This window comes from Providencia sp. PROV209 (assembly GCF_028479485.1).
Taxonomy (GTDB): domain Bacteria; phylum Pseudomonadota; class Gammaproteobacteria; order Enterobacterales; family Enterobacteriaceae; genus Providencia; species Providencia alcalifaciens.
The window spans coordinates 54,027-76,458 of sequence record NZ_JAMPNR010000003.1 but is presented as its reverse complement, the minus strand read 5'-3'; the positions used below and the strand labels follow the sequence as shown (position 1 = coordinate 76,458).

Annotated in this window: 24 protein-coding genes, 4 tRNA genes and 1 riboswitch; of the genes, 11 read left to right on the top strand and 17 right to left on the bottom strand. The window is 40.6% G+C overall.

What is annotated here, in order from left to right:
• Positions 1-36: 36 nt before the first annotated feature.
• Together PR795_RS04200 and PR795_RS04195 are read right to left on the bottom strand one after the other, a co-directional pair.
• On the bottom strand, positions 37-360 hold the full coding sequence (locus PR795_RS04200) for an AzlD domain-containing protein (RefSeq protein ID WP_006659430.1): 324 nt from the start codon (positions 358-360) through the stop codon (positions 37-39).
• Positions 360-1,031, bottom strand: coding sequence for an AzlC family ABC transporter permease (locus tag PR795_RS04195; protein ID WP_006659429.1), 672 nt, complete (start codon positions 1,029-1,031; stop codon positions 360-362). Before PR795_RS04195 ends, PR795_RS04200 begins: the two co-directional genes overlap by 1 nt.
• Before the next feature lie 72 nt (positions 1,032-1,103).
• Here PR795_RS04195 and PR795_RS04190 point away from each other — a divergent pair, with 72 nt between their 5' ends.
• Positions 1,104-1,673, top strand: coding sequence for a helix-turn-helix domain-containing protein (locus PR795_RS04190; protein ID WP_006659428.1), 570 nt, complete (start codon positions 1,104-1,106; stop codon positions 1,671-1,673).
• 31 nt (positions 1,674-1,704) lie between these two features.
• A complete protein-coding gene (locus PR795_RS04185) occupies positions 1,705-1,881 on the top strand; it encodes a DUF2526 family protein (RefSeq protein ID WP_006659427.1) in 177 nt (58 codons plus the stop codon).
• Between the two features lie 136 nt (positions 1,882-2,017).
• On the opposite strand, the gene PR795_RS04180 is transcribed toward PR795_RS04185, so the two are convergent.
• The 3 genes from PR795_RS04180 to crcB all read right to left on the bottom strand — a co-directional run bounded on the left by PR795_RS04180 (position 2,018) and on the right by crcB (position 5,460).
• Positions 2,018-3,202 carry a M20 family metallopeptidase gene (locus PR795_RS04180; protein WP_006661988.1) on the bottom strand — a complete coding sequence of 395 codons (1,185 nt, stop codon included), beginning with the start codon at positions 3,200-3,202 and terminating at the stop codon, positions 2,018-2,020.
• Between the two features lie 57 nt (positions 3,203-3,259).
• The gene (locus PR795_RS04175; RefSeq protein WP_006659425.1) at positions 3,260-4,483 is read right to left on the bottom strand and encodes a hypothetical protein; all 1,224 of its coding nucleotides are present in this window, start codon (positions 4,481-4,483) and stop codon (positions 3,260-3,262) included.
• A 596-nt stretch (positions 4,484-5,079) separates the two neighbouring features.
• Positions 5,080-5,460: a fluoride efflux transporter CrcB gene (gene crcB / locus PR795_RS04170; RefSeq protein ID WP_006659423.1), complete on the bottom strand. Its 381-nt coding sequence runs from the start codon at positions 5,458-5,460 to the stop codon at positions 5,080-5,082.
• A gap of 109 nt (positions 5,461-5,569) precedes the next feature.
• A riboswitch (Fluoride riboswitch) is annotated at positions 5,570-5,638 on the bottom strand.
• 144 nt (positions 5,639-5,782) lie between these two features.
• On the opposite strand from crcB, the gene fetA reads away from it, so the two are divergent.
• Positions 5,783-6,436: an iron efflux ABC transporter ATP-binding subunit FetA gene (fetA, locus tag PR795_RS04165; RefSeq protein WP_036960646.1), complete on the top strand. Its 654-nt coding sequence runs from the start codon at positions 5,783-5,785 to the stop codon at positions 6,434-6,436.
• Between the two features lie 9 nt (positions 6,437-6,445).
• Positions 6,446-7,231: an iron efflux ABC transporter permease subunit FetB gene (gene fetB / locus PR795_RS04160; RefSeq protein WP_039861912.1), complete on the top strand. Its 786-nt coding sequence runs from the start codon at positions 6,446-6,448 to the stop codon at positions 7,229-7,231.
• A gap of 43 nt (positions 7,232-7,274) precedes the next feature.
• Here fetB and PR795_RS04155 read toward each other — a convergent pair whose 3' ends face one another.
• Positions 7,275-8,318 carry a LacI family DNA-binding transcriptional regulator gene (locus PR795_RS04155; RefSeq protein ID WP_181480775.1) on the bottom strand — a complete coding sequence of 348 codons (1,044 nt, stop codon included), beginning with the start codon at positions 8,316-8,318 and terminating at the stop codon, positions 7,275-7,277.
• A gap of 237 nt (positions 8,319-8,555) precedes the next feature.
• Between PR795_RS04155 and PR795_RS04150 the strand changes: the two genes are divergently transcribed.
• From PR795_RS04150 to PR795_RS04140, 3 genes are all read left to right on the top strand, one after another.
• The gene (locus PR795_RS04150) at positions 8,556-9,284 is read left to right on the top strand and encodes an SDR family oxidoreductase (RefSeq protein WP_036974720.1); all 729 of its coding nucleotides are present in this window, start codon (positions 8,556-8,558) and stop codon (positions 9,282-9,284) included.
• 35 nt (positions 9,285-9,319) lie between these two features.
• Positions 9,320-10,942, top strand: coding sequence for an FGGY-family carbohydrate kinase (locus tag PR795_RS04145; protein ID WP_006661993.1), 1,623 nt, complete (start codon positions 9,320-9,322; stop codon positions 10,940-10,942).
• A gap of 506 nt (positions 10,943-11,448) precedes the next feature.
• Positions 11,449-11,736 carry a hypothetical protein gene (locus PR795_RS04140; RefSeq protein ID WP_181480774.1) on the top strand — a complete coding sequence of 96 codons (288 nt, stop codon included), beginning with the start codon at positions 11,449-11,451 and terminating at the stop codon, positions 11,734-11,736.
• 54 nt (positions 11,737-11,790) lie between these two features.
• Here PR795_RS04140 and PR795_RS04135 read toward each other — a convergent pair whose 3' ends face one another.
• Both PR795_RS04135 and PR795_RS04130 read right to left on the bottom strand, forming a co-directional pair.
• Positions 11,791-12,684, bottom strand: a complete 894-nt coding sequence (locus PR795_RS04135) for an endonuclease/exonuclease/phosphatase family protein (protein ID WP_006661995.1) — start codon at positions 12,682-12,684, stop codon at positions 11,791-11,793.
• 221 nt (positions 12,685-12,905) lie between these two features.
• Complete coding sequence (locus PR795_RS04130) at positions 12,906-13,940, bottom strand: LacI family DNA-binding transcriptional regulator (RefSeq protein WP_181480773.1); 1,035 nt, start codon at positions 13,938-13,940, stop codon at positions 12,906-12,908.
• A 236-nt stretch (positions 13,941-14,176) separates the two neighbouring features.
• On the opposite strand from PR795_RS04130, the gene PR795_RS04125 reads away from it, so the two are divergent.
• The 3 genes from PR795_RS04125 to PR795_RS04115 are packed head-to-tail and all read left to right on the top strand — an operon-like array spanning position 14,177 to position 16,199.
• Entirely contained in the window at positions 14,177-14,623 is a 447-nt protein-coding gene (locus PR795_RS04125; RefSeq protein WP_006659413.1) for a PTS sugar transporter subunit IIA, read from the top strand.
• A gap of 20 nt (positions 14,624-14,643) precedes the next feature.
• The gene (locus PR795_RS04120) at positions 14,644-14,931 is read left to right on the top strand and encodes a PTS sugar transporter subunit IIB (protein WP_006659412.1); all 288 of its coding nucleotides are present in this window, start codon (positions 14,644-14,646) and stop codon (positions 14,929-14,931) included.
• A gap of 11 nt (positions 14,932-14,942) precedes the next feature.
• Complete coding sequence (locus PR795_RS04115) at positions 14,943-16,199, top strand: PTS ascorbate transporter subunit IIC (RefSeq protein WP_006659411.1); 1,257 nt, start codon at positions 14,943-14,945, stop codon at positions 16,197-16,199.
• Between the two features lie 84 nt (positions 16,200-16,283).
• Here PR795_RS04115 and PR795_RS04110 read toward each other — a convergent pair whose 3' ends face one another.
• Positions 16,284-17,090: a bestrophin-like domain gene (locus tag PR795_RS04110; protein ID WP_006661997.1), complete on the bottom strand. Its 807-nt coding sequence runs from the start codon at positions 17,088-17,090 to the stop codon at positions 16,284-16,286.
• 237 nt (positions 17,091-17,327) lie between these two features.
• Entirely contained in the window at positions 17,328-18,098 is a 771-nt protein-coding gene (gene map, locus PR795_RS04105; RefSeq protein ID WP_006661998.1) for a type I methionyl aminopeptidase, read from the bottom strand.
• Between the two features lie 280 nt (positions 18,099-18,378).
• On the opposite strand from map, the gene PR795_RS04100 reads away from it, so the two are divergent.
• Positions 18,379-18,798 carry a hypothetical protein gene (locus PR795_RS04100; RefSeq protein ID WP_181480772.1) on the top strand — a complete coding sequence of 140 codons (420 nt, stop codon included), beginning with the start codon at positions 18,379-18,381 and terminating at the stop codon, positions 18,796-18,798.
• 49 nt (positions 18,799-18,847) lie between these two features.
• Here the strand turns inward: PR795_RS04100 and PR795_RS04095 are convergent, their stop codons facing one another.
• The 7 genes from PR795_RS04095 to PR795_RS04065 all read right to left on the bottom strand — a co-directional run bounded on the left by PR795_RS04095 (position 18,848) and on the right by PR795_RS04065 (position 22,347).
• Positions 18,848-20,059, bottom strand: coding sequence for a nicotinamide mononucleotide deamidase-related protein YfaY (locus tag PR795_RS04095; protein WP_154631219.1), 1,212 nt, complete (start codon positions 20,057-20,059; stop codon positions 18,848-18,850).
• Between the two features lie 132 nt (positions 20,060-20,191).
• On the bottom strand, positions 20,192-21,391 hold the full coding sequence (gene fabV, locus PR795_RS04090; protein ID WP_006659406.1) for an enoyl-ACP reductase FabV: 1,200 nt from the start codon (positions 21,389-21,391) through the stop codon (positions 20,192-20,194).
• Between the two features lie 98 nt (positions 21,392-21,489).
• Positions 21,490-21,648 carry a hypothetical protein gene (locus PR795_RS04085; protein ID WP_036960633.1) on the bottom strand — a complete coding sequence of 53 codons (159 nt, stop codon included), beginning with the start codon at positions 21,646-21,648 and terminating at the stop codon, positions 21,490-21,492.
• Positions 21,649-21,888: 240 nt separating this feature from the next.
• Positions 21,889-21,975 (bottom strand) — tRNA-Leu (locus PR795_RS04080).
• A 103-nt stretch (positions 21,976-22,078) separates the two neighbouring features.
• Positions 22,079-22,165: transfer RNA gene (locus PR795_RS04075), tRNA-Leu, on the bottom strand.
• Between the two features lie 7 nt (positions 22,166-22,172).
• Positions 22,173-22,246 (bottom strand) — tRNA-Cys (locus PR795_RS04070).
• A 25-nt stretch (positions 22,247-22,271) separates the two neighbouring features.
• Positions 22,272-22,347: transfer RNA gene (locus PR795_RS04065), tRNA-Gly, on the bottom strand.
• Positions 22,348-22,432 lie beyond the last annotated feature (85 nt).

Here is a 22,432-nt window from a genome sequence, read left to right as displayed (position 1 = left end):
AATTTTGCCCCTAATGCCATAGGGGCTTTTTTTTGCTTAAAATAACCAACGCAATGCTGCCGTCATCAATGCTGCCGATAACACAATCACAATAAATGGCTTACGATACCAAGTGAGTATTCCTGCAACGACCACACCAATAATTTTAGGAAAATCAGATAGTTCATCACCTGAGAAAACCGTTGCTGTCATCGCTACAGAAAATAAAATGACAATAGCTGCCGCCGAAAAGAGTGCTTTATTTTGCTCAGTGAGATTCACTCGACCTTTTAGCAAAGCCCCAGATGCACGCATCAAATACGTGCCAATTGCTAAAATAAGGATCCCACTCATCATCAACCATGAATGTTCCATCATCATTATTTCCTTATATAGATAACTAAACTCAACAGTGCGAGTAATACAGGAATACCCGCGGGTAACACTGGTGTTGTTACCATAGCGATAACCGCGCCGATTATGGCGGCTAATCTTAGGCGTTTATCTTTTAGCGCCGGCAAACTGAGCGCCAAAATAATGGCAGGAAACATTGCATCCATCCCAAGGGCATGAGTATCTTGGATAAAGCTCCCCAGGATTTCACCTATAATTACTCCGACAGGCCAGCAAATCAAAATACCTAACCCACATAGCCAGAATGCAGCTGTTTTCTCTTGCTGACTTTCTTGCGCCAAACCAAATACCACACTTTCATCATTCATAATGTGGTACCCCAGCAACGCTTTCGGTCCTTTTCCTGCTAGCTCACTCACAGCAAAACTAAATGGAATATGACGAGAATTGACCAATAAGCCCGCTAAAGCAGCGGATATCGGACTTCCCCCAGAAAAAACAACACCAATAAATAAAAACTCAGACGCGCCCGCTAAAACCAAAATAGACAATACCAGCGGAACCCACCAATCAAAGCCTTGTGAGTGAGCTAAAGCGCCATAAGATATCCCCACAATTAGGTCCGCAATACACACCAGTGCAATGTTTTTCACTGTGCTATTATGGAGAATAGAAAACTGAAATGTAGATTTCTGCATAGAACGACCGTTCGATATAAAAAACATTCGTTCATTATGTCGTTACATTAGGCTAAGTGCAATTAAAATAGGATGTTTACGTTGACCTTATTCACGCCCCCAATCGAATTAATTTCAAAATCCTTGGCTTGTGAAAGGCAAAAAAGTGGGATGTCTCTCTCCGAGCTTGCCCGTAAAGCGGGGATAGCTAAGTCCACATTATCCCAACTTGAAGCGGGCAGTGGTAATCCCAGTATTGAGACGTTATGGGCACTGTGTGTCGCCTTGGATATTCCATTTTCGCGTTTAATTGAGGAAAAGCGTGCAGCGGTAACCGTGATCCGCCACGGTGAAGGCACACCAGTTAGTGCAGAACATGCAAACTATTTGGCATACCTGCTCTCCTCTGCTCCAGCCAATTCCCAGCGAGATATTTATACGGTTGTCGCTCAACCCGGCCGAGATCGTATTTCATCACCCCATATGCAGGGGGTCACTGAACACATTATTTTAATGTCAGGACGAGCCTTAGTCGGTCCTCTCGAGAATCCCGTAGAACTCAATGTCGGTGATTACATTCATTATCGTGGTGACGAGCCACATATCATGCGTGCACTTGAGCCAAACACCATGGCCGTCATGGTGATTGATAAACAGAATTGATTAACGAACGCTATGCTTAGGAGAATTTACCGTGGATTATTATCAAGATATAGCCAATAAAGTGGCATTACTGCTAGATGAAAACATCGTTCATAACATGAATGAAATGCTGATGCAGCTTTCTCATGATGAGCAGCTCACCCAAGAACAACGCTTTGAGTTACAACAACGTCTCAGAGAAGCTATTTTTGTTCATCATAATTCGTAATCAACATCATAATTCTGTATTTTGTATCAAAGCCGAAAGATCCTAGTTTATTGAGTAAAAAAGAAAACCCGAACGATATTGCTTACCGTTCGGGTTATATTCACTATATCAACACTAGACTCACACAATCCCAGCCTTAGAATTTATCTTGCTGTAAATAAGACCATGCATACTGCGCATAAAGTTCCGCACCGGATGCCATGACGTCTTCATCGATGTTAAAACAACCGTGGTGATGTGCCCATTGAGTATCTTTTTCTGGGTTACCCGAACCTAATAGAGCGAAACATCCCGGGATATTTTCCATATAAAAGCTAAAATCCTCGCCACCTGGCGTTGGCTTTTCCGCCATTAAAGCCTGTTCTCCGAATGCTTCCGCTATCACCGATTGCGCCAATAATGCACTACGCTCCTCATTAATAACAGGCAGTGTTCCGTAGATATAATCCACTTCTGCCGTTGCACCATACATTGCTGCTGTATGATCAGCATAACGGCGAATCGCAGCTTCAATGCGATTACGTGTTTCAATATCAAAACAACGTACCGTACCATCGAGCACCGCATTTTCGGCAATAACATTGAACCGTGTCCCAACATCCATTTTACCGATAGTCACCACCGCAGAATCTAAGGATGATGTTTCACGAGAAACGATAGCTTGCAAATTCATGACAAATGATGAGGCAACAATCGCGGCATCAACGGTAGCCTCAGGCATTGAACCATGCCCCCCGCGCCCTTTAAATTTCACGACCAATAAATCCGCAGAAGCAAAAGTGCCTCCCACATTACATGACACTTTTCCGGATGGTGTCGTTGACCAAATATGCATGCCGAACACGTTATCGACATTATCCACCGCCCCTTGTTTCACCATCGCTTTAGCGCCTTGCGCTATCTCCTCAGCAGGTTGAAAAATGAGGCGGATATTTCCTTTTAATTCATCACGAACTTCATACAATGCTTTAGCGGCGGTCAACAACATCGCCGTATGTGCGTCATGCCCGCAAGCATGCATTTTCCCTTCGTTTGTCGATTTATACTCAAGAGCCTTATTCAACTCTTGCACAGGTAAGGCATCAATATCTGCACGTAAAGCGACTGTTTTTCCAGGCTTGCCGCCCTTAATGTCTGCAATAATCCCTGTTGGTTCAGTCAGCCGATATTCGATGCCTATTTTCCCTAGCTCTTCAGCAATTCGTTTTGTCGTTCTCACTTCCTCGAATGGCAATTCTGGATGAGCGTGAAGATCTCGTCGAAAAGCTATCATCCCTTCAGTGTGCTTTTTAATGGAAGCTGTAATGTTATTATTGACCATTTTCTGTCCTTATTTATTTTTTAACGCCTTATTATTATGCGTTTTTATATTCAGTTATTACGCCGCGACAGGCACGATATAAGCTACCATGATGCCCGCTAATACCACAGATACCATGGTGACAGAGATAAATCCGCCAACTAGCATCGGTCCTAACATGTGACTGGTTAAAATCTGACGCTCTTTTTCATCTTTGGTCAGCGCATTTATCGCTTCATTGGTAATGATATAATCTGCTGGGAATCCATATAGCGCAGTCAATGAAACCGCAAATGCCATCTCTTTTGATACCCCTAAAATTTTCCCTACAATCCACGATGCGATGAACATGCCCACCACAGCGGCAACAATCAACACCACCATTGGATAGACCAATCTCAGCAACATATCAGGCGTCGCGTGATTTAACGTATCAAAGATGAACAGCATCAATGCCATGATAGCGAAACCAAAACCGTTCGCTTTCTGTAACGGTTGCCTCTCCAAAAAGCCCATCGAAGACGCGATGACACCAAATAATAAGCACAGAACAAATGGGCTGATACTGACATAAGGCGCAGCAACCGTAGAAGCCAAATACGCTAAATAGCCCACTACCACTAATCGTAAAAATTGAAAATAGCTGGTGTTATAGTGACTTGGAATACGTTTAAACAATCGAGGCATTGCACTTTCTGACGCTAATGTTTTTACTTCAACATCATCCGCGCCATCAACGGCCAAAGACTCTTTCCATGCGCCACGGCGGTATTGCTCAAGCACTCGGCGCCCTTCACGTTTCAGCATAATTGCCGTTAATGGGTATCCCGCAAAGCCTTGCATCACATAAATTAAGATGGCAAACACAGATAAATCCACCAGTCCTGCTTCTGCCGCCCCTTTTGACATGATCAACGAAGAAACGATACCGCCCACTAATGGTGGGATTGCCACTAACACGGTATTTAAATCAAATAAAGCGAGACCTACGCCATAAATAAAAACGATAATTCCCAAAATACCAGATAACGAAATTAAGATAGTTTTCCATTGATGCAAAAGTTCTTTCAATGACAGCAATGTGCCCATGTTCGTAATTAACAAATACATCAACATGACAGCGACCACTTTAGGGATCCCTGCAATGCTAACAATATCTTTTGGGAAGAACGTCCAATAACCTAAAAGAAATAATACTGCGCACACAAATACCGATGGGATCCAAGCTTTTGTTCGTACCGCAATGGCATCTCCGATGTACAGTATCCCAACAATTAATAATAGAGCTAACATTTGTGACATGACTTTTCCCCGTATTTATTATTTTTATTTATTTCCGTTGTAGTTTTTTATAATTAAAATTTGGTTTTAATTAAACTTTGACATTCAAATGGCGAGTAAATTAAAACCAAACGATATATATCCATCCAACCCATTACAATTAAACAACAAATTCATCATATCACTGAAAAAATGGATGTATAGATTAAGTTACAGTGTAAGGATGGAAATACACTAATAGGGTATTACGAGTGACATAGTCATATATAAGGTTGGATAATTGAAAAACAGAAACATCACTTTGTGATAATCTGAGTTTTTGATGGGATATTTTAAAAAAGTTACTTTTACTAATAATTCATTCTTTTTCGTGAAAAGGGAAATGCCAAATTTATATTCTGTTGCCCAGTAATATATTTTTATTCATTCACTATCTATTTGTCAGGTTTTCATGATAAAAGCAAATTGTTAGCCACATTGGCAATATATTCTGCTTTATTTCACCCTTCCTCATTTTTTCTGAAAATAAAGATAAAAATAGCCTATTCGCATCCACAAATAGGCTATTAATTGAACACATCCAATGAATGAGAAATAAATCACTGCACCGATGTAGATTATCCTTGAGAAAGCATGTTATGACACAGCATACCCAATAAAGTGAAGAGCAACGCGCCGAGAACATGTATTGCAATGGTACTAAATGCGACCACCAGCTTCCCTTCTTGTAGCATCACCAATACTTCCAACGAAAACGTTGAAAAGGTAGTAAATGCCCCACAAAAACCCGTCACAATAAATAATTTGTATGCAGGATTAATATTCGCACTCGCAAAGTAAGAGACAGCAAAACCAATAATAAAGCCGCCCACTAAATTGACGAATACCGTACCAAAGGGGATATGAGGATGTAAATTATTGAGCTTCAAGCCGATTAGCCATCTTAACCAGCCACCTAACACTGAGCCCAAAGCAATAGAAATAAGAGATGCGTACATTGCTACTTTCCTTACAAGTCATATGGGAATAAATGCAAGGAAAAGCTCCCGCAGACATTTATGCCCTACATTCGGGCACATAATCCTACGTGCCCATCCAAATGAATAGGTTTACGTAGGCATCATCAGTCCACAAAAGGACGGTTAAACTAGGAGGAATGCCATCTCCTAACAAGACGTTACTGAAAATAATAAGGCAACTATTTTAGCCATGCAAATCTAATTTACCCAATCTGTTCCACATAACGCGGTGTCTATTTAGCCTAAATTGGCGCATAATATCCATAATCTCGATAATAGAATTAGATGGATTAGGTCATACATGGAAACAAAACACACCTTACTACAGCTCAAAAATATCGGTTTTCAGGTTGGTCAGAAGATAATTTTGGATAATGTGCAGATTGACCTATACCCTGGCGAATTTAAATTGATCACGGGTCCCTCAGGTTGTGGGAAAAGTACATTACTAAAAATTATCTCTTCTTTACTTCCTCCTAGCTGTGGAGAGATCCTCTTTGCTGGGCAAAACATCAATACTATTTTGCCAGAAAAGTATCGCCAGCAAGTCTCCTATTGTACTCAGACACCCGCGTTATTTGGGAATACCGTCTATGACAATTTATTTTTTCCATATCAAATTCGTAACCAGTCATTTGATAAAAAAAAGATTTTAGATGATTTAAGCTATTTTTCACTGCCAGACTCAATCCTAGAAAAAGGAATTAACGAACTTTCTGGTGGAGAAAAACAGCGAGTTTCGCTGATCCGCAATTTGCAATTTCTACCGCAAATCTTACTTCTGGATGAAATTACCAGTGCTTTAGATGAACAAAATAAAATCAAAGTCAATGAGCTAATTCATCAATTAGCGGTCAAGAATAATATTGCCATACTTTGGGTCACTCATGACCAAGATGAAATCGCCCATGCTGACGATATTATTACTCTTCCCGTACATCATAGCGAAAAATAGGAATTAACCGTGCATCAACCTACTATTTCTAATGAGTCGCTCGCTTTCTCTATCATGTTAGTCTTAGTGGCAATTTTTATTAGCCACAAAGAAAAGCTTTCTCTCGAAAAAGATATTATTTGGAGTACTTTCCGAGCTATTGTTCAGCTTTTAATTGCCGGATATATCCTCACATATATATTCCATATTGATCATAAAGCACTCACTGTTTTATTAGTGTTATTTATCTGCTTTAACGCTGCATGGAATGCAAAGAAACGCAGCAAATACCTCGACAAATTATTTATCACCGCATTAATTGCCATTACCTCAGGCACATTTTTAACCTTGTTAGTATTGATTATTACTGAAGCTATCGCCTTCACTCCAATGCAAGTGATCCCAATTACTGGCATGATTGCAGGAAACGCCATGATAGCCGTTGGTCTTTGCTTCAATAACTTGGGACAACGATTTAACAGTCAACAGCAACAAATTCAAGAAATGCTGAGCCTCGGAGCAACGCCGAAAATTGCTTCAGCATCCATTATTCGTGAAAGTATTCGAGCATCATTAATCCCTACTGTGGATTCAGCCAAAACGGTTGGGATTGTTAGTCTACCAGGTATGATGTCAGGGCTAATTTTTGCAGGGGTTGACCCTTTGCAGGCAGTTAAATACCAAATTATGGTAACCTTCATGCTATTAGCGACAGCCAGTCTTTCTACCATTCTTGCTGGCTATTTAACCTATGTGAAGTTTTATAATCAACGCCATCAGCTGCGATTAGATACCTTGAATAAAAACACTCAATAATATCTTCGTCAGGCTTAATATCCACTTTAAGCCTGACTTTATTTTATGCTATTTTTCCTACCGTGATTGGCATCACTTCGATCAGTTTAGGCTGACTTTCCCCTGATTCTATCAATTGGAAAACGTGCGCTAACATGGCAGGAACATCCTGTTTAACCATATCAATATCATGACCTAGCAGTGCAACAAATGGATCCCAGTCAAAACATCCCATTAGCGGTTGATGCTTCTCCGTATAACCCTCTTGTATTAACCATCTCATCACACCTTCTAATGAAATGGTTGAGTTAACGAATAATCCGCACAGTGCTATTTTTTTAGTGTTATCAATAGATTGTTGATGTGAGAAATACGCAGACAACGCTCGCTCCGCTTTTTCAGGCGCATAACCACACGTCAAAATATGGTGGGAAGGCACATCAATATTTAATGCGTTATGAGCATCAATAAATCCTCGAATTCGTTCGAGAGTATTATGTTCATCTTCTCGCCCTCCCACAAAGACTAACGACTCCGATGAGGCTACTTTTTGCTGCCTTTTTCGTAAGATATTGAGCGTCAGTTGCTTTGCACCATGATAGTTATCTGAAATAATCGAAGGTGCCAGTGTACCGGGTAAGTCTAAATTTAATGTCGGAACGCCGGATGCATGACAAATTTGCGTAATTTTATCGGGATCTGTAGCCCCTGTAGAGATTAACCAATCCACTTGATAAGACAACATGGCCTTCGCGGCTTCCAACTCTAACTGGGGGTCCCTTCGTGTACACGTAATAATAGGAAACAAACCCCGCTCACGCGCCATTTCTTCAAAATGTTCCACAATCGAACCAAAATAACGGTTATCGTATTTGGGCACCAACATCCCAATAATTTTCGATTTATTACTACGTAATAAACTCGCTTGTTTATTAACTGAATAATTTTGTTCTTCTGCTAAGCGTATAATTTTTTCAGCCAATTTCGCGCTAATACGTCTTTTTTGCCAATTTCCATTCAATACTGCGCTAACGGCACTGGCTGAAACCCCTGCCAACTCTGCAAGGTCATAGATCGTCGTTTTCTTATTTTGTCTGATCTTGCTCACAAATTCATGCCTCCATTTTTTCCTAGCTTGACACCAAAGCGTAAAAGTCGCAATACTGCTCTATCGATTGAGCTTACATCGAAATTAACCTAGAATCGAGTTGATATGGCGTTTTGCCTGCATTCTCACTCAATGAATACACACCGCCAAATTCCCTCGTAACTGACTAAAATTAAATAATTTCTAATATTCAACCTACATCTCTATTGATTAACTAACTTATCCGGAGTGAACATCATGGCTATCTCATTAGAAAACAAAGTTGCCGCAATTACAGGTGCGGCTTCTGGTATTGGACTTGAGTGCGCACGTACCCTACTTAAAGCTGGCGCAAAAGTCGTTTTAATTGACCGAGCAGAAGAACGATTAAATCAGTTAGTTGCTGAATTAGGTGACAATGCAATCCCGCTAGTCGTTGATTTAATGAAACCTGAACAAGTAGATGGCATGTTAGATGCTATTTTAGCAAAAGCGGGTCGCTTAGATATTTTCCATGCAAACGCAGGGGCTTATATTGGCGGTCCTGTTGCTGAAGGGGATCCTGATGTTTGGGATAAAGTGTTAAACCTCAATATCAATGCTGCATTTCGTAGTGTTCGCGCTGTTCTGCCTCACTTTATTGAACAAAAATCAGGGGACGTCCTGTTTACTAGCTCAATCGCAGGTATGGTACCCGTTATCTGGGAGCCGATTTACACGGCCTCTAAATTTGCAGTTCAAGCCTTTGTTCATTCGACTCGCCGCCAAGTTTCTCAATATGGTGTTCGTGTGGGTGCCGTATTACCGGGTCCAGTCGTGACGGCGTTACTCGATGATTGGCCAAAAGAAAAAATGGAAGAAGCATTAGCCAATGGCAGCTTAATGCAACCGATTGAAGTCGCTGAAGCCGTTTTATTCATGTTAACTCGCCCAAAAAATGTCACCATCCGTGATCTGGTCATTCTTCCTAACAGCGTTGACCTCTAATTTTACCGATAACAACACACATTGTGGGAGGACACATGAACAGCCCTACGCAAAACAAAAATGACGACGTCGTCATTGGGATTGATGTCGGTACAGGGAGTGCGCGAGCAGGTATTTTTGATATGTGCGGTAACATGCTCGCTTCCGCTAAACACGATATTACCCTCTACCGTGATAGCGCTAACTTTGCGGAACAATCCAGCAACGAAATTTGGATGGCGGTTTGCTATTGTGTGAAACAAGCTATGGCGGAAGCCAAAATGGATGCGAGACGGGTCGCAGGAATTGGATTTGATGCGACCTGTTCTCTGGTTGTTTTAGATAAAAACCAGCAACCTATTTCAGTCAGCCCAAGTGAAGATCCGGAGCGCAATATTATTGTTTGGATGGACCACCGAGCGACCGAGCAAGCCGAGCGCATCAATAGTTTACAGCATCCTGTCTTAAACTATGTCGGAGGTAAGATTTCGCCAGAAATGGAAACTCCAAAAATTCTTTGGCTGAAAGAAAATCGCCCCCAAACTTATGATGACGCGTGGCAATTTTTTGATTTGGCAGATTTCCTTACCTGGAAATCAACTGGTTCTTTAGCGCGTTCCACGTGTACGGTGACGTGTAAATGGACCTATCTTGCCCATGAACAGCGCTGGGATGCTGACTATTTCCGCCAAATTGGTCTCACTGAACTCGCTGATGAAAATTTTGCTCGGATCGGTCAGGATATTGTTGAACCAGGTACACCAAATGGTCATGGTTTAACCGCGCAAGCCGCTGAAGAAATGGGATTATTAATCGGAACCCCCGTTGCCGCAGGAATGATTGATGCTCATGCAGGTGGCATTGGCACCGTCGGAGTAAATGGTGATGCCACCGCTAATATGGCCTATGTTTTCGGTACATCCTCATGCACGATGACGACAACACAAGAGCCGGTTTTTATTCCCGGCGTTTGGGGCCCATATTATTCCGCAATGGTACCGGGTATGTGGCTCAATGAAGGTGGACAAAGTGCTGCTGGTGCCGCCATTGACCAACTTCTCTCACTACACCCAATGGCAGCGCAAGCCAAAGCAATGGCTAAAGAGCAAGGTAAGCCATTACCAGTAATGCTAGCGGATAAGGTGTTAGAGAAGTCCAACAGCCCATCTCAAGCCGTTGAATTAGCGGAAGGTATTCATATTGTTCCTGAATTTTTAGGCAATCGAGCCCCCTTTGCCGACCCACATGCAAAAGCAATCATTGCGGGTTTAACGATGGATAATAGTTTTGATAATTTACTCGCCTTCTATACCGCAGGTGTCTGTAGTATTGGCTATGGCTTGCGACAGATTATTGAAGCTCAAGCCCAGTCAGGCGCAAAAATCCAAAATATCGCAATTAGTGGCGGTGCGGGTCAACATCCATTAATCCGTCAGCTACTTGCCGATGCCTGTGGAGTTCCCGTGATTTCTACACAAGCGAGTGAACCTGTATTATTAGGCTCTGCAATTCTAGGCGCTGTTGCTGGAGGCGTTTGTGAGAATGTTGCACAAGCCATGGCTCAATTCGCTAATATTGACCTAACCTATCAAGCAAATAAACAATTTAAATTACATCATGAAACCCGTTTTGCTTCTTTTAAACATTTACAACAATGTGCTAGAGAGCTAAAAGGTTAATATAATAATTTTTATACACAAAAAAGGGATAAATTAATTTATCCCTTTTTATTAACTATTCCTTATTTTTATTTCTCATTTAAATTTGGATATTTATTTAAAAATAAAAATACCTATCATTAATATTAAATAGAATTTAAAATAAATTAAAAATCAATTTAATATTCAATCCATTCTCTCGTCTAGGTCAGTGAAATGTACCTAAAACACGCATTTATTAAGCATAAAGCAAAGCAGAGAACAACTTTTTCAAATAAATCATATCATTAAATATGCACCCAATATTCTTAAACACGATTGAAATCCATTAGTATTTGCAGGGATTAAATTATGATTTTCAAGCTTCAATATTCTTCCTTGGAAATAAATAGCTAACATAATGATATAATAAGAAATACTTTTTTAGGTTTAATTTAAAAACCAAAAACTAAAATTATCCGACTAATTTTGATAAAAGATTTATGGTAACTTGTGTACTATTCAAAAAAACAAAAATAGGACCCATCATGACAAATACACAACTACTATTACTCGCAACCAACAACGTCAAAAACAATACTGAACTTAGCCATTCTCAAGCGTCCTATGTTTATCAATATTATTATGCGAATGTTGCCAACAAATTCCTATCAGTTAAAGATTTCATGAAGGAATTCATAAAATTAACTAAGCCGGCTCTGGAGTGTGAACAGGATCTTCAAATACTGAGTTTACGTATTTACTCAGAAATTGAAAACTATTTAGGAGCAGCACAAACTCGTTTTATTCAACGTCAAAAATTATTGCAAAAGTAAGCGATAAAGCACAAAACAGACCTCCCATCGAGGTCTGTTCATCATCAAATTAACTTATTGTTCTTGCAATTCAAGTTCTGCAATAACTGGCAGATGGTCACTGACTTTCGACCACTGAAAATCCTTGCTATCTGTCGGTATCGTCATGTTTTTGACATCCCATACTTGCCCTTTATAAGTAAAAATGTGGTCAATATCAATGGCAGGGTTAACCGCTGGCCATGTTCGATAATTTACCCCTTTTTTCTCAACGGGATTCCAAAAATAGCTAATTTCTTCAATCGGTTGTTCTTTCGCCGTTGAGTTAAAATCGCCAGCAAGGATTTTAATAGAGGCGGCGATATTATCAAAACCCGTCTCTGTATCACCAATGGTCGCATCTAAAATATGGCGAACTTGTCCAATACGAATGGTTGGATCTTTTTGCCAATCTAAGTGTGTTCCCATGATAATAATGGGTGAATCAAAACCAGGCTTAGTAATTTGTGATAATAACACGACACGCTGTTCTGCTCCCCCAGAGGGTAAATTGACGACTTGGGATTTTTCAATTTTATATTTTGATAAAATACCTACCCCATATTCACCACCATCAAAATCGAGCGCCTTACCAAACGCAAAATCCATCTTGTTAGCTTTGGCTATTTCCTCGAGTTGATTCACTTTTTTACTACGAGCAGTTTTATTATCAATTTCAGTTAATACAATTACATCCGCATCAATCTTAGCAATTGCTTTGCTGAGTTCATCTAAATTAGCCACATCCGCTGCCAGCTCATTCTTACCGATATTGTAGGTAGCAACTTTGATTGTTGGTTTATTAGCGGTATAGACCTTATTAGGCGTACCCCCATTTTGCACCATTAATACTTCAGAGCCCGTTGTTGCAGCAGTAGCACCACAGGAAACTAAAATTGCGGCAGAAATTAATGTTTTTATTGGTTTCATCGTTTATTTATCCCCAGTAAAATGGCTACATTCAAGCTAAATAGATACCTACCTCTGCACAAAATCCGAGCATTCAAGATAGATACTTCTAAAAAGTAACACAGAAGAATAAATAAACCGTGACCTCTACAGCACTCTTATTTCGAGATTAAAAATAACTTTTAGCCTTTATGTAATTTTGTGACCCAAACCACACTGCCATACAACAAATAGATTATTTTCTAGCCACTTTGTCTTGCTTCAAATTTATACGGAAAAATAATCTCATCTTGCTCATTAATAAAATTCTCTTCCGCCTCACTTAGCCATTTTAATAATTTCTTTGCCGTTTCCCGCGCCATTTTACTGTAATCAATACGTACAGAAGTCAATGATGGATGAATATGATCACAATTCTCAGACCCTTCGACACAGGCGATTGCCAACATTTTAGGCACTTTGATTAATCGTCTTTGGCATTCAAACATCACCCCCAGCGCTATCATTTCATGGCTACAGATCACCGCTTCTAATTCAGGCTGGCGAGTTAACATTTCACTAATCGCTTGTCGCCCAAAATCCATTGTGGCGATATAAGGAGTGGTAACACTCTGTTCAGCACTCAAATTATGCTTTAACAACGTATTATTCCAACCACTCAGTTGCTGGCTCTGCATTTTGCTATCCATTTGCGCACCAATATACCCAATACGTTGGTGACCTTTTTGTAGCAAGTAGTGAGTGAGAAAACTGACTGCTTCCCCCAAGTTATTTTTTATATTTAATGAAAAACGATGGGAAGAGTCCCCTGTCACACTAATAACAGGGATAGGTAAATTATTTAGCGTATTTAGTGCACTCTCAGAATTCACCACACCAAAAATGACAAATGCCGCAGGGCTACTTTGTAATAACGTGAGTAAGACTTCAGACTCTTTTTTATGTTGATAATCATGGCTACCAATCACCACTTGGTAGTTATTTTTATTCAAGACTTCTTGTAATGCTTGCAGAAAAACTGAGCTCGCATTATCCCTCAATGAAGGGATTAATACCGCAATAGTGCGACTTTGACCTGATGCCAAAATACCTGCGGCAGAGTTAGGGATATAACCCAGCTCTTCAACCGCTTCATTGATCTTTTCCCTTAGTTTATCCGAGACTAATTCCGGTGTACGTAAGGCTCGTGATACCGTCATTGAGCCGACGCCCGCATATTTAGCAACGTCTTGTAGGGTGACTCTTCCTGTATTCTTTCTTTTTCGGGTTTTCTGCATGAAATTCTTTTGATTCATCTAAACTGATTATTCAACGGCGATAACTTACCACAGGTCTGATTTGTTAATTAACAGACAAATACACTAAAAATGATTTTATTAGGGATATTTAGCCAAAATGATAGCGCTATCACGAAAATGAACAATTCAACTAGATAGCGCTACCATAGATCACTACTATTCACTCAATTACTACAATATCTAACAATAATTCTTTTTTACCAGGAGCCAAACCAATGCTAACCACATTATTAACCCCAAATGTGATTCAGGTGGTTGAGAGCGCCAATGACTGGCGTGATGCGATAAAAATTGCCTGTAATCCGTTAATTAATAATAAGTTCATCGAACCTCGCTATATTGATGCCATCATTCAATCCCATGAAAAAATCGGTCCTTACTATGTATTGGGTCCGGGTATCGCAATGCCACATGCGCGTCCTGAAGATGGGGTAAATCAATTATCCCTTGGACTAACTGTCATCAAGCAAGGGGTTGAATTTGGCTCTGAAGGTAACGATCCAATTAAGTTATTGATTGTTCTTGCGGCAACCGATAGCAATAGCCATATTGGCGCTATCGCAAAACTCGCCGAACTTTTTGATAACCAAGAAGATATTGATAGCATCATGCAATCAGAAAACGTAGATGACATTCTTAACATCATCGCTAAATATGAATAATTGAGTCATAGGTAAATATTATGAAAATCACTGTTGTTTGTGGAAATGGTTTAGGTACAAGTCTGATGATGGAAATGAGCATCAAGACAATTTTAAAAGACCTGCAAGTTGCGGCTGATGTTGACCATGTTGATTTAGGCTCAGCAAAAGGTACCGTGAGTGATATTTTTGTCGGCACTACAGATATTGCAGAACAATTAGTTGCTCAGCAAGTTGGCGGCGAAATCGTTGCTCTGGAAAACATGATTGATAAAGTTGCGATGAAAGAACGTCTGAGCGTAGCTTTACAGAAACTCGGCGCGATGTAACCGGAGGCTTCATGGAATTCTTTCGTTTTCTGATGCAAGATGTGCTTTCAGAACCCGCCGTACTGGTTGGTCTGATTGCCTTAATTGGCTTAATTGCTCAAAAAAAACCTGTCACAGAATGCATTAAAGGCACCATCAAAACCATCATGGGTTTTGTGATTTTAGGTGCAGGTGCGGGTCTGGTTGTCAGTTCTTTAGGTGATTTCTCCGCTATTTTCCAACACGCATTTGGTATTAACGGTGTTGTACCAAACAACGAAGCTATCGTCTCTATTGCACAGAAAAGCTTCGGTCGTGAAATGGCAATGATTATGTTCTTTGCGATGTTAATCAATATCTTGATTGCTCGCCTGACCCCATGGAAATTTATATTCCTAACCGGTCACCATACTTTATTCATGTCTATGATGATTGCGGTAATCTTAGCTACCGCAGGTATGGAAGGAACGATGCTCGTTGCAGTCGGCTCACTGATTGTTGGTTTCTGTATGGTATTCTTCCCTGCCATTGCACATCCATATATGAAGAAAGTGACTGGCTCCGATGATGTTGCAATCGGTCACTTCTCCACAATTTCTTATGTATTAGCTGGCTTTATTGGTAGCAAATTTGGTAATAAAGAACATTCAACTGAAGACATGAATGTGCCAAAAAGCTTACTGTTCCTGCGAGATACCCCCGTTGCAATTTCATTCACGATGTTCATTATCTTTATCATTACTTGTTTATTTGCAGGCAGTGATTTTGTTCGTGAAGTCAGTGGCGGTAAAAACTGGTTCATGTTCTCGTTGATGCAATCCATCACTTTCGCCGCAGGTGTTTATATCATCCTGCAAGGTGTACGTATGGTTATCGCGGAAATTGTTCCTGCATTTAAAGGAATTTCTGACAAACTGGTGCCAAATGCCAAACCAGCATTAGACTGTCCGGTTGTCTTCCCTTATGCACCAAATGCAGTATTAGTTGGCTTTTTAAGTAGCTTTGCGGCAGGTGTGTTAGGCATGTTTGTTCTGTATGCACTAAACATGACCGTGATTATTCCAGGCGTTGTTCCTCACTTCTTTGTAGGTGCAGCTGCGGGGGTATTTGGTAATGCGACAGGTGGACGTCGTGGTGCAATCCTCGGTGCCTTTGCTCAAGGCCTACTGATTACATTCTTACCGGTATTCTTACTGCCAGTCCTTGGTGATATCGGGATTGCCAATACCACCTTTAGTGATGCTGACTTCGGCGCTATCGGAATTCTATTAGGTATTATCGTTCGATAATTCATTAACCCTCTGGGTACCTGCTCAGAGGGTTTTTTCTATTTATACGACTTCAGTAATACGGACATTCCAATGGGGCTTAATTTACTTTCCCAGCCAAGCACCATCCTTAAATAAGAAATCTTGCAATAAAACTAAATCATCCGGCGTTACGTGGATCACCCCTTCTCCTGGAATATCAATTTCAGCAATCATAAATAATGCCAGTGTCGTCAATGATGGCAAAATCACAATTAACCAATTTTTTCCTTTTGTTCCACGAATATTGTAGCCAATCAAAATATTCGAACAGACCGCAAAAAAGATTAATAAAAACCATGCCGCATTCGGGATTTGGTGCCGCCAACTCGCCATCGTTTTTTGCTGTGACACATACAGATCACCAAAAGCAGATAAAACAGATGAAACCACTGGGTTCGGCGACGCTTGGGCTTGTTTAACGCCGATTTCCCAAAGTTGCCCTTGTTTTGTTAATGAAGCCATTCTCCATTGATTATTTTCATCGCTTACCCCTGACTTAAAAAACTCGATCCGCGCTTCAAGATATTGTTGAATAAGTAATGATGCCTCCGCTCGTTCATCACCGCTGAGTAATTGTGCGCGTTGATATGCATTACCAATCGCTATAGCTTCATTTTCTTCTGTTTGTTGGCGATTATTATAGCCATTGATTGAAATGGAGAGTACGAATCCAATTAATAACCCCAGCAATGATAGAATCGCTCCCAAAATAATCTTAGCTTCATCATCAGCCAGTTCCTCATGGGCACTGCGACGTTTAAAAATATACTTCCCAATATAAGCGGAAATAATTAATAAAATAAACGTAACGATAAATAAAAGAATGGAATCAATGGGGGAGTCATTAATTAACTCAGAGAGGTTAAACATACATAGCACCAGAAAAATTTATTTTCCGATATATAGCACAATCAAATGAGCAATATCCATGAAAATTACCTTTTAACTGGGAATTTTAGTAATAAGCTTCAGACTGCATATCAAATAACGATAACCCAAGATGAAATGGTATCAATAAATGAATAACCGTAGAATTTAACTAGCTAATTTAACTTAATAAAGAGAGTCGCCATATTCATGTTTAACTCGATATGGCGATGTGCTGTATTAACGCTCTTCTTCACGTAAAGTGAGAACTTCATAACCCGCTTTAGTGACTAGAATGGTATGCTCCGATTGAGCAGATAGCTTTTTATCTCGAGTCACCACGGTCCAACCATCTTTTTTGGTTTTGATTTTCATGCCACCTTGGTTAATCATTGGCTCAATCGTGAATGTCATACCTTCCTTCAGAACAACACCTCTGCCACGAGTCCCATAGTGCAATACTTGTGGATCTTCATGCATTTTACGACCAATGCCATGCCCACAATATTCACGAACAACACTATAACCATTTGATTCAGCATGGTGCTGAATTGCAGAGCCAATATCACCCAATGTCGCTCCGGGCTTCACTTGCTTAATGCCTTCCCACATTGCATTATAGGTATCTTTCACTAATTTACGGGCAAGTGGAGAAGCCTCCGGCATCACATACATTTTGCTTGAGTCCGCAATAAACCCATTTTTCTCTAACGTAATATCCACGTTAATAATGTCTTTAGGTTTTAATATTTCATCTACTTTTGGCACACCATGGCAAACTACTTCATTAATTGATGTGTTTAAAACATATTGATAACCATATTGCCCTTTACTGGCTGGGCGTGCTTGGAGTTCATTCACAATGTAGCTTTCAACTTTATCGTTAATTTCCATCGTCGAAATTCCAGGAACGATAAACGCATCCAACATTTTAAAAACGCTGGCGAGTAACCGCCCTGACTCCCGCATTAACGCTATCTCTTCAACATTTTTAATCGTGATATTATCCATTAAAATTTCCTTATACCGCTGTTCTTGCGTTTAGCATGTCGATCAATAACATGCTAAAAATCTCTCTTAACATAAATTGATTATGCTCATAATTTGTTATGATCATAACGTATCAACTCCCCCCATTAAAGCAACTCCATAGAGAAAGGCACAAATCAGCATAAAATACGATTTGCTCACCTTCGGGGATTATCTTAGTTACAGTCTAAATAATTGCTGCTAGATTACTTATAAGGATATGCATTATTAATAATTTATTGATATCAACTTGAGAATACGAATGAAAAAATACTTACTCGGCATTAGTCTCGGTGCAAATATTATTTTGCTTGTTGCCTTAGTGACAGTTGCCTTTATGCTATTTAATTTAAAAGCCAAAGTTGATACTGCCATTCAGCAAGTCAAGGACGGGGAATATATTGAATTAGCCAAAGAAAATATGTTACCTGATTCTTTAAAAAATCTTTCCCAAATTGATGCCACAGAGAAACCTTGTGATTATTTTTATCAAAACGTGGATGTATTTATCGAGTATTTAAAAGATAATCCGGACATTGCAGGTGCAGATATTTATGCCAATCAAATCACGGCATTGAAACGTAAGATTGAAAAAGCCCCCTCCGTCTTTCAAGATAAAGCGTGCGAGAAAGGTATTTCAGGTCTTAATTTTATGATTGAAACTATCTCGCCAAGTGAATAGTCCTATAAGCCACTCTCGACCAAATAATCAGAAAGTGGCATACGGCTGATTATCCCAATGACATTTCGATAATGTCAGTTTGGTCAAGCCACTCATAATTTCCCATAATAGGGCGACTATCTAACCAACGAGATAGCATATCCAGCATCAACATCACACTGACTTGTTGTTTCTCTAATTCTGAATGATGGCGAGGCAAATATTTCACGCGCTGCGCATAACTCCCCGTTGGCGTTGATAACGCTAATGACAAATCGCCATTATGGTATTCACCAATAACTAAACCGATTTCACTGTCGCTCTGTGTTGTATTATTTTTTGCAGTTTGGATTAAATTGGCTAAATTCAGATCACCCTCTACAGGCATGGCGATATTGCCGTCCATAATCGGTGCTCCAGCTGCATTCAATGTCCAGTAAAGCAGTCCTGCACTAAACTGCTCGTGAGTGACGACCGACAAGTGTTTCTGTTTCAGTTTTTTCCCCACAACAGCCCCAAGTCCCTCCGTACCTTCAAAGACTTTATTATCGCCGACGCCGGCTTTAATCACTTGCCAGACTTTTTCCATTTCATCACGTTGACTGGCAGGACCTGTCAATTTCAGCTCAATGATTGGCATTGATGAACGGTATCCGAGTACACACTCTTTCGGCAATTTTAGCGCATCAAATTGCCTTGCAAGGCTACTTTCACTGCGACCAAAGCTGGTTAATCGTAGACAGAGCGGAGGCTCCGGCAATATGAACTTTTGACGTAATCGCGGAATAATTTGCTCGTTGACCATCACTTTAAACTCGGAAGGAACACCCGGTGTGAAAAATAACCAGCAATCATTCAGATACAGTGAAAAGCCACAGGCAGTGCCGACTGGATTATCAATAAGTTCCGCATTTGCAGGCAACATTGCTTGCTTACGGTTAGTTACCGGCATTTCGCGACCTCGAGCGGTAAAATAGCGCTCCATCTCAGCAATCCATTCTGGGTGCTCTATCAATGAAACACCCGCTGCTTTTGCTGCAGCTAGGGCGCTAAGATCATCACTGGTCGGCCCTAAACCACCGTTCACAATAATCACATCCGCATGCAGACTGCGTTCAAGAAATGTTGTCACCAAGCTATCAAGGGAATCACCGACGGTAGTGCGACTATGGAGCGGTATACCTTGCTGAAAAAAACAATCTGCTAGCCAAGCTGCATTAGTATCAATAATTTGTCCATGCAGAACTTCATCGCCGGTACTTAACATCTCTACAATCAACATCCCAGAAACTCCCTTTTTAAGACTTTCTATAAAAAGCCAATTTGAACATTATGATCCTAGATAACAAAAAATAAAACCCCGAGAACCGGTTTACCAGTGCTCGGGGTTTTCAGGCAAATAGATAATTATCTATTAAACTAATTCTTTCACTTCAAAATTAGCTTCGCCGCTTAAATCTGCTTCGTAATCAACGCCATCTAAGCCAAAGCCGAACAAGCGTAAGAATTCCGCTTTATAGCCTTGATAGTCCGTTAATTCATTGATGTTGTTATCGTTCAGCTGCTTCCAGATTTGACGACACGTTTCTTGCACGTCATCACGTAGTTCCCAGTCATCTAAACGCAGACGGTTTTTCTCGTCGGTATCCGGCGCTTCGCCACTAAATAATTTAGTTGCAAACAGACGCTGAATTTGCTCGATACACCCTTCGTGAATACCCTTCTCTTTCATGATTTTGAACACAATAGAGATATACAACGGCATCACTGGAATTGCAGAGGATGCTTGGGTGACCACTGATTTAAGGACTGCAACGTGTGCTGAGCCGCCTTTCTGTGCCATTTTTTCGTTGATAGCATGAGCTGCACGATCTAAGTCTTCTTTTGCTTTACCTAAAGTACCGTGCCAGTAAATCGGCCACGTTAAATCAGTACCAATATAGGAGTAAGCAACGGATTGTGCATTATCAGCCAGAACACCCGCATCCGCTAACGCGTTCATCCACAATTCCCAATCTTGTCCACCCATGACTTTCACGGTGTCTTCGATTTCTTGCTCATTGGCAGGCTCAACAACTGCTTCGATCAGCACGTCTTTGTTGGTATCCAGCGCAACAGATTTGTACGGTTCGCCAATTGGTTTTAATGCTGAACGGACAATTTCTCCGGTTTCAGGCATTTTACGCACTGGGGAAGCCAGTGAATAAACCACTAAATCCACTTGACCTAAATCTTGTTTAATCAAGTCGATAACGGTTTGACGGCATTCATTAGAGAATGCATCACCGTTGATGCTTTTTGCATACAGACCCGCTTCCTTTGCTGCTTTGTCAAAACCAGCAGCATTGTACCAACCTGCGGAACCTGTTTTGCTCTCACTGCCCGGCTTTTCAAAAAATACGCCGATGGTCGCTGCACCGCTGCCAAAAGCCGCATTGATGCGTGAAGCAAGACCGTAACCAGTGGATGCACCAATTACCAGAACCTTTTTCGGTCCATTTTTCAGTTCACCACGAGATTTCACATAGGCAATTTGCTCACGAACATGGGCTTCGCAGCCTGCTGGATGAGCTGTAGTGCAGATAAAACCACGAATTTTAGGTTTGATAATCATAGTAATTTTTCTTGGTAGCTAACAATCGAACACTAATATACCTGATATTCATCTTATACTTAAGATGTATAGGCAAGAAACATAGTGAACAGACCAGTTTATTTAGGATCTTGGCTCTTTTCCTGCTGTTCTACTTGAGAAAAAGCGAGTATTTTCAACCAATCTGCAAGTAATGGCGTGGTTTTTACCGCATCGAGCATCGCACGTTCATGTTTTGTTAAGCGAACAACCACAATTTCAGTTTTCATATTCGACATCACCCTCTCCTTTTTCAAAACGCTGATATTGGCACAGCTCAAGGTGGGATAGGTCTGACTTACTTATTTTTACTTAGTCTTTCAGTAAATTGAGAAAAATAGGTGAAAAATGACAAAAATCTTATTGAGATATATACCATTGAAAATATGGAATTATTTTATCTTCAGATACAAAAAAGCCACCTATAAGGTGGCTTTTTGTTTTTCTAACTTGCCGATTATTATCCGCTAAGTTTTATATGGTGCCCAGGGCGGGACTTGAACCCGCACAGCCTAAAGGCCGAGGGATTTTAAATCCCTTGTGTCTACCGATTTCACCACCTGGGCTAAATTTTTAGTACTGCATTACTACTTTCTAATCAGAAAGACTCGCTAACTGACCAGTTTAAAACTTAAAGTAAAATGGACCGATTGGTCCATTTACTGAATATGGTGCCCAGGGCGGGACTTGAACCCGCACAGCCTAAAGGCCGAGGGATTTTAAATCCCTTGTGTCTACCGATTTCACCACCTGGGCTAGAATTTGGAGGCGCGTCCCGGAGTCGAACCGAGCTACACGGATTTGCAATCCGGTGCATAACCGCTTTGCTAACGCGCCTTACACCCTAATCTCTTTCAAGATTTGGAGCGGGAAACGAGACTCGAACTCGCGACCCCGACCTTGGCAAGGTCGTGCTCTACCAACTGAGCTATTCCCGCTTAAGCTTCACTTTTCAGTTTCTGCTTTCAAACTGGCTGATTTACTTATTTATTTTCGTAAACCACGTTGCCGTTCGATGCGTTG